The organism is Dankookia rubra, assembly GCF_004355005.1.
Taxonomy (GTDB): domain Bacteria; phylum Pseudomonadota; class Alphaproteobacteria; order Acetobacterales; family Acetobacteraceae; genus Paracraurococcus; species Paracraurococcus ruber_A.
Map to the genome: position 1 here is coordinate 1 of NZ_SMSJ01000292.1, position 1,048 is coordinate 1,048.

The 1,048-nt window shown below is 64.9% G+C and carries 2 tRNA genes and 1 rRNA gene; all 3 read left to right on the top strand.

The features are described 5' to 3' along the window. Positions 1 to 105 (top strand): 16S ribosomal RNA (locus tag E2C06_RS36625); the annotation flags it as partial. Between the two features lie 309 nt (positions 106 to 414). Further along, positions 415 to 488, top strand: a tRNA-Ile gene (locus E2C06_RS36630). 169 nt (positions 489 to 657) lie between these two features. Continuing rightward, positions 658 to 730 (top strand) — tRNA-Ala (locus E2C06_RS36635). Positions 731 to 1,048 lie beyond the last annotated feature (318 nt).

Here is a 1,048-nt window from a genome sequence, read left to right on the forward strand (position 1 = left end):
GCTGCGGTAACCGCAAGGAGCTAGGCGACCACGGTAGGGTCAGTGACTGGGGTGAAGTCGTAACAAGGTAGCCGTAGGGGAACCTGCGGCTGGATCACCTCCTTTCAAGGAACCTGTGTGGGGTGAGCGTTCCGGCGCTCAGCTGCCTGGGTCCTGAACAAGACTATATCGCCCGCGAGCGATGCTGGGGCCGCTGTCCTCCGGAGGGAGGGTTCGGTGCCTGGCGCATTCCGATCCATTCACCATCGCGTCCGGCCAGCCCTGCTGGCCACTGGGATGATCCCGCTCGGCGTGCCCGATCTTTCGAGGTCGGCGCCGTCCGCGCATCCTTCTTCCATTCCGTGATCCGGCCCTGGCTGGCTACTGGGCTCCTCGGGCCCTGGCGCCTGTCGGGGTCCGGCTGACGTCGGTTGGGGGCCAGTAGCTCAGTTGGTTAGAGCACACGCTTGATAAGCGTGGGGTCGGAGGTTCAAGTCCTCCCTGGCCCATTTTCCTGCGGTGAGCCGCGAGGAAAATCCCCCGGATTGAGCCCCAAAGGGGATCAACGCCACGAGCCGGTTGCCGGCGTGCGCGAGCGCGCGGGCAAGCCGCGGCACTGCCGCGGCAGGCGAGGTGCAGCCTGTCGGGTCCTCCGGGATCTGCGGGTTGCGGCACTACGGGGGCATAGCTCAGCTGGTAGAGCACCTGCTTTGCAAGCAGGGGGTCATCGGTTCGAATCCGTTTGCCTCCATTTTTGTGCTCGGCTGCGCCGAGCGCAAAAGCCCGTCGGAGACTGACCTAGCCGATCGGCATCGCCATGCGATGCCGAGCCGCGGCCCTGCCGTGGCAGGCGCGGTTCAGTCTGACGGATGTTTCCCGCGGCCCTCGGGTCTTGCGGGGCGCGTGCTTCCAAAACCGCCGCAAGTGGCGCCGGGTCTCAGGACCTTGGCCCTGGCGGATGATCTTTGACAGGTGAATCTGGGAATGGAGTGTAGACTGGTAAGCGTAGTGCTTGCTGTTTGCTGCTGAAGGCTTGTTGCGCGGTTTGGTACTGCGTGCGGGCGTTGTG